General features: G+C 40.2%; 6 protein-coding genes. 4 read left to right on the top strand and 2 right to left on the bottom strand.

The genetic code is table 11. The features are described 5' to 3' along the window. The 4 genes from VJ937_RS08035 to VJ937_RS08050 form a co-directional block, all read left to right on the top strand. On the top strand, window positions 1-2980 hold a 2980-nt coding region (locus tag VJ937_RS08035; RefSeq protein WP_324066380.1), incomplete at its 5' end, for a hypothetical protein. 17 nt (window positions 2981-2997) lie between these two features. Continuing rightward, entirely contained in the window at window positions 2998-3711 is a 714-nt protein-coding gene (locus tag VJ937_RS08040; RefSeq protein ID WP_324066381.1) for an RsmE family RNA methyltransferase, read from the top strand. Then, window positions 3704-4357: a DUF4159 domain-containing protein gene (locus tag VJ937_RS08045; RefSeq protein WP_324066382.1), complete on the top strand. Its 654-nt coding sequence runs from the start codon at window positions 3704-3706 to the stop codon at window positions 4355-4357. The genes VJ937_RS08040 and VJ937_RS08045 overlap by 8 nt, the downstream gene beginning before the upstream one ends. Before the next feature lie 18 nt (window positions 4358-4375). Further along, window positions 4376-5380, top strand: coding sequence for a glycosyltransferase family 9 protein (locus VJ937_RS08050; RefSeq protein WP_324066383.1), 1005 nt, complete (start codon window positions 4376-4378; stop codon window positions 5378-5380). Here the strand turns inward: VJ937_RS08050 and VJ937_RS08055 are convergent. Then, window positions 5361-5795: a hypothetical protein gene (locus VJ937_RS08055; RefSeq protein WP_324066384.1), complete on the bottom strand. Its 435-nt coding sequence runs from the start codon at window positions 5793-5795 to the stop codon at window positions 5361-5363. The genes VJ937_RS08050 and VJ937_RS08055 overlap by 20 nt on opposite strands. Window positions 5796-5818: 23 nt before the next feature. Next, window positions 5819-6244, bottom strand: a 426-nt coding sequence (locus VJ937_RS08060; protein WP_324066385.1) for a hypothetical protein, incomplete at its 5' end; no start/stop codon positions are given.

A 6244-nucleotide genomic window follows, 5' to 3' on the forward strand; every position in this document is an offset into this window, starting at 1 on the left:
GGGCAATACTCAAAATGCCGTATTGAATTTGCGGAATTTCGATATTTTTGTGAATGGTGTCCCGCAAGTGCATATTTCTGATGCCAAGAGTGTTAACATTTTTCCCAAACAAGAAGAAATTGTTTTAAAGAAAAACCGAAGTATTGATTTTGCCGGCGTGATTGAAACAGGATATTATACATTCTTCGGGAACAGCTTTCATTTCGATTATGAATCTTTTGGTGTGGATTTGGAACATATAGATTCGCTACACATCAAAGTAGTTGATTATTACGATAACTATGGTGATCCGGTTTTTAAACCTGTAATGAGTACCATCGAAAATATTACAGGAAATGTGTTTATTGATGACCCGGGCAACAAATCAGGAATTAAGGACAACCCGGAATATCCCATTTTCCGCTCCACAAAAGACTCTTATGTGTATTATGATGCAAAAAGTATTGCCCAGGGCGTTTATAAAAGAGATACATTTTACTTCCGCATTGATCCCTACGAAATCGATAGCCTGAACAGTTTCGATGCCGAGGGTATGAAATACACCGGAACCTTTCACGCAGGCGGAATTTTTCCACCTATTGATGAAGAACTTAAACTGAAGGAGGACAATTCCCTGGGATTTGACCATGTCATAGCTGATGCAGGACTGCCCGTTTACCAGGGGAAAGGCCGGTATTATGATTCTCTGGCAATGAGCAATGAGGGACTTAAAGGAGATGGTAAACTTGAATATCTTACATCTACAGCCTGGTCTGATGAGTTTAAGTTCTACCCCGATACCATGCGTACGCTGGCAAACCGCTTTGAAAATAAAAAGCAAAAAGCACCTTTCGAATCTCCGCAAATTAGTGCTGAACAGCTCAACATACTCTGGAAACAAACCGAAGATAATATGATTTGTATGACCAACCAGGATGAACGCGCTTCATTGTATGCTGACCAGGGTCAATTGAAAGGTACTTTTTATGTAACTCCTGCTGGAATTAACGGTAAAGGCCACTTTAAGCTCGATAAAGGTAGGTTCCGGTCTGAGAACTATCATTTCTTAGCCGACCAAACCACTGCGGATGTAACCGATTTTAAAATCGAGGGTATGGAAGAGGATTTACTGGCATTTGAAGCCGACAGCATTCAAACAAGGGTAGATTTCCCATCGCGTACAGCAAGTTTTGAGGCCCTCTCCCCGCTTAAACCCATATTTTTCCCGCTTAATAAATATAAAGCCTTTGTCAATACATTTGAATGGAGCATAGATGAAAATGCGCTTGCACTTAAAGGATCATCTGTACACCGGTTCGAAGAAGGCAAACATATACTCCAGGCTACACCCGATAAGCGTCACCCAAGAGGAAATCTTTTTGTTTCAACACATCCGCTCCAGTATGAATTAAACTATGTTTCGCCAACCACAGAAATGGATTTAGACGAAAACATCATTGCATCGCACGGAGTTAAATTTATTGAAGTGGCCGATGTTACTGTTTACCCGGGCGATGGCGATTTTACAATTAAACCCGATGCCAAATATAAAACTCTTGCCAATGCTGAAATACAGGCAAATAATGAAACAAAGTACCACCAGTTTTACGATGCTACAGTAAATATAACTTCACGTAAAATGTACTCTGCAAGTGGGTATTATGACTATATCGATAAAAACGAAACAAAGCAGCAAATACGTTTTGATATCATTAGCGTAGATTCAACAGAAAATACCTATGCAAGAGGAAAAATACTGGGCGACGATAACTTTACGCTCAGTCCCGCATTTGCATATCGCGGAGATGTATATCTGGATGCCCGGCAAAAACACTTGACCTACGACGGGCATTTCATGGCGTCAAAGAATTGCCAGGTTTATGATAAGCACTGGGTTAAGTTTAAAGAAACCCTCAATCCGGAAGCAATTCAAATTCCGGTTGATTCTGTAACTACAGATATTAATAATAACCGCCTTTATAAAGGTATTATGCTCGAACATGATTCGATTCACATTCTGCCCCGCTTCTTTACCAGGCGGCATCACTATACCAATTATTACATTTCAACGGCTAATGGCTATTTGCAATACGACGAATATGGTAAAAAATATGAAATTGCCCAGAAAGCAAAACTCTCTGATAATGATACTTTACTTAATTACATCTCAGCCAATACAGAAACCTGCAACCTATATGGAGAAGGCGAGTTGTCGTTTACAGGAGATTACGGGCAGGTAACATTCAATAACTTTGGAAACATAAACTATTTTCACGACCGTAACGAGGTTATTATGGACCTGTTCATGGCCATTGATTTCTTCTTCACACCCGAAGGATTGACATATATGGCCGATACCATGAAAAATTTTACCGGTCTGGAACCAGTAAATATGTTGTCGGAACGTTACAGAAACGGATTGAAGCATCTGGTGGGCTATAAGCTTACTGACCAGCTGCTCAATGAACAAAAACTCTTTGGGGCCTATAAAAATTTCCCGAATGAACTGAAACATACGCTGGTAATATCAAATGCCAATTTTAAATGGGTGCAACGCGATGGTACTTTCCATTCTTTTGGCGATATCGGTATTACGAGTATTATGGATATTCAGGTCAATAAAAAAGTTAAAGGTGCCATACAGACCGGCACATCGCGAACCGGGGATTATTTTGCTATATACCTGGAGTTAAGTCCTTCTTACTGGTTCTTTTTCAAATATAAACGGGGCATTATGATGGCTGTATCGAGCGATCCGGCATTCAATGAAATCATCAACGACCTGAGGGCCGGTCAAAGGCGGCAGGATGTAGACCGTGGAGAGCCCAAATTTTATTACCATTTGGGTTCAATGCGCGATAAAAATCGGTTCCTTGAAGATTTCAGAGAGGCCGAGCAAGAACCAGAAGAACCCCAGGAAGCACCCGGGGATAAAACACCCGAAAACAATGGTAAAGCAACCCAGCAGGAAGAAAAAGACGAAAACGAACAAGAAGATTAATTAAACTGCTTTAAGCAATGCAAAAGAGGGCAACGCAAGAATACTATTTTTATGCAGATAAAATCAGTCCAAATAAAATTATTTTAGGGAAAGATGAGTTTCATCATATATCTAAGGTACTTAAAATAAGCATAAATACCAACATCACCTTAACTGATGGTAGAGGTAATGTAGCTACAGCTACTGTTCAATCTTTTCAAAAAAGGCACATTGAATTTTCAAATATCAACATAGAGAATTTCCCGAAATCGCTAAATAAGTTGCATATTGCCATTGCCCCGACGAAAAACATAAGCCGTTTTGAATGGTTCCTGGAAAAAGCAACAGAGATTGGCATATCTGAAATTACCCCGATAATTTGCAGTCATTCTGAACGCAAGCAGCTTAGGGCTGATCGGCTTGAGAAAATCGTTATTGCGGCCACAAAACAGTCGAAAAAGGCATGGAAGCCTTTGTTAAACCCACCTATTTCTTTCAATGAATTTATTACAGGGCAAAACATTTCAGGCAAGTATATTGCATACCTTGGTACAAAGAGTGCGCATCTGAAAAACCTGATTCATGCAAAAGAAAATCTGATTCTTGTGGGCCCCGAAGGTGGTTTCACCGAATCAGAACACCAGGATGCCCTTCAGCAAGGATATAAAACAGTGAGCCTGGGATCGAACAGGCTAAGAACTGAAACCGCAGGAGTTGTTTCTGCAACAATAGTAGCAATGCACCATGAATAAAAAAAATCTAATATTCGTTTTATTGCTCGGCTTAAGTATGACTTTGCAGAGCCAGCAAATACAAATCGGACTTTTGAAATACAATGGCGGTGGCGATTGGTATGCCAATCCTACTGCTCTTCCCAATCTGGCCCGGTTTTGTAACCAGGAACTCAACACCAATTTCGACATCGAATACCTGGAGGTTGCACCTGGTGATATTGATTTGTTTAACGTGCCATATGTACATATGACAGGACATGGTAATGTTATTTTTAATGAAACTGAAAGACAAAACCTGCGGGAATATCTTTTTGCCGGTGGCTTTCTGCATATCGACGACAACTATGGAATGGATAAATATATCAGACGAGAGCTTCAGAAACTATTCCCAGACAAAAAGTTGATTGAACTTCCATACGCCCATCCTATTTATCATCAGACATTTAAATTCAAAAGCGGGCTGCCCAAAATACACCGGCACGATGGTAAAGCTCCACAAGGCTTTGCAATTCTGCACAAAGGCCGGGTACTCCTATTTTACAGCTATGAAAGTGATTTGGGCGATGGTTGGGAAGATCCTTCGGTGCACAACGACAGCCCGGAAAAACACCGCGAGGCTTTACAAATGGGTGCCAATATTATCGAATATGCTTTGCATAACTAATGGCCTAAATCAATAAATTTGGAAAAGATACTCATCATACAAACGGCATTTATAGGCGATGTAATTCTATCGACGGCCGTTGCGCATAAAATTGCACAAAAAAACCCTAATGCACAAATAGATTACCTGGTACGCAAAGGAAACGAATCGCTTGTTGCAAACCTGGATTTCATCAACAGCGTATGGGTTTGGGATAAGAAAAATGGTAAACACCGCAATTTATGGCATCTGATTAAACAAATTAGACAAGAACGTTATTACAGAGTAATTAATTTACAGCGATTTCTATCATCGGGCATTCTAACAAGCCTGAGCCGTGGTAAATATACCTATGGGTTCGATAAAAATCCTCTCTCGTTTTTATTTACATATAAAGCCAAACACGAAATCGGCAATGGTTTGCATGAAACCGATCGCAACCAAAACTTAATTTCCTCGTTTACCGACACAAGGGTTCTTAAACCAATATTACAGCCAGGCGTTGATAACTATAAGCAAATCAGTAAGTTTAAGGAAAAACCCTATATTTGTATTGCGCCGGCATCTGTATGGTACACCAAACAATTTCCGGCTGAAAAGTGGGTGGAGTTTTTAGATCAATTACCACCTGAACTACCTGTTTACATGTTGGGAGCACCATCAGATAGCCAGCTTGTAGAAAATATAAAAAGGGGTACAAAAAAAACTGTAATTCATGATCTTTGCGGACAATTGTCGCTATTGGAATCTGCTGCATTGATGGAGCACGCTGTAATGAACTATGTAAACGACTCAGCGCCGCTTCATTTGGCTTCGGCTGTTAATGCGCCGGTAAGAGCTATATTTTGCTCTACCGTACCCGAATTCGGTTTTGGCCCGCTAAGTGATAACGGGAAGGTTGTGCAAATTGAATATCCATTAAGTTGCCGACCTTGCGGTTTGCATGGTAAAAAGGCTTGTCCAGTGGGTACTTTCGAATGTGCCCTGGGTATTGATACAAAAAAGATGGCTGAAGAGTTAAAAACTATTCTGAAAAGCCGGTAGGTGGTGTTGGCCGCGTTTCGATAAGCAGGCCAATACAGCCGCTGATTTCATGCAGTGTGTCCTGCACTACTGCTGAAGGTGTTTCAATATAAATTTTGGCATTAACTTCTTTTACTGCACTAAATTCAAGATTCAGGTTCATATCGTCCTCCGTATTGTCATATAGCACATCACCAGAATCATCATCAATAATTTGCACGTACAGTTGCTGGGCAAACACATCATCAACAGCAAAACTCACGTGATAATCCTGGCCATCGTTAAGCCGGACTTTTTGTCTCGCAAAACCACCTTTAGTTAAATGAAAACTTCTGGATTGAGGCATCGGTGTATACCCCTGTTCCTGATAGGAAATGCAATATTTCTGATGAAAATTGATGCAATCCTGCGTGAAGGCACTGGTGCCCAAATGCAACAAAAAGGTTGTTGCAATTGCTATTAAAAGCCTTTTCGGGGCGTTACCATATATTCTATGAGCAATCCTACACATCCTACATTAGAGTCACGACGAATAATTGATTTACTATCTATCCCTGTGAGCGGTGAATCTCCCTGCACTTCTATTTCAATCCACAGGTCAATACTTGTAGTAACTGTAAATTCAAAATCCTGGGCATAGTTGTCATTACTATTATCATATAAAACCTGGTCACGGGTTTTATCTATTACACGCATAATTATGGGTTTATCAAACACGTCATCATGACAAATCGAAATACGATAATCTCTACCATTAAAGGCTTCGAGCAAGGTTTTTGATTTCTGCCCTTTATGAAACAAACCGCTTCTCGATTCTGAATTATACTTATAATATTTATTTGTGGATTTTTCGCAATGGTTTTTATGGTATTCCATGCACCTTGA

Source organism: Salinivirga sp. (genome assembly GCF_035268865.1).
Lineage (GTDB): Bacteria > Bacteroidota > Bacteroidia > Bacteroidales > Salinivirgaceae > Salinivirga.

Excerpts from the sequence above, each read along its gene's own strand:
- VJ937_RS08040 (WP_324066381.1), top strand. The coding sequence starts at position 2,998 with ATGCAAAAGAGGGCAACGCAAGAATACTATTTTTATGCAGATAAAATC.
- VJ937_RS08045 (WP_324066382.1), top strand. The coding sequence starts at position 3,704 with ATGAATAAAAAAAATCTAATATTCGTTTTATTGCTCGGCTTAAGTATG.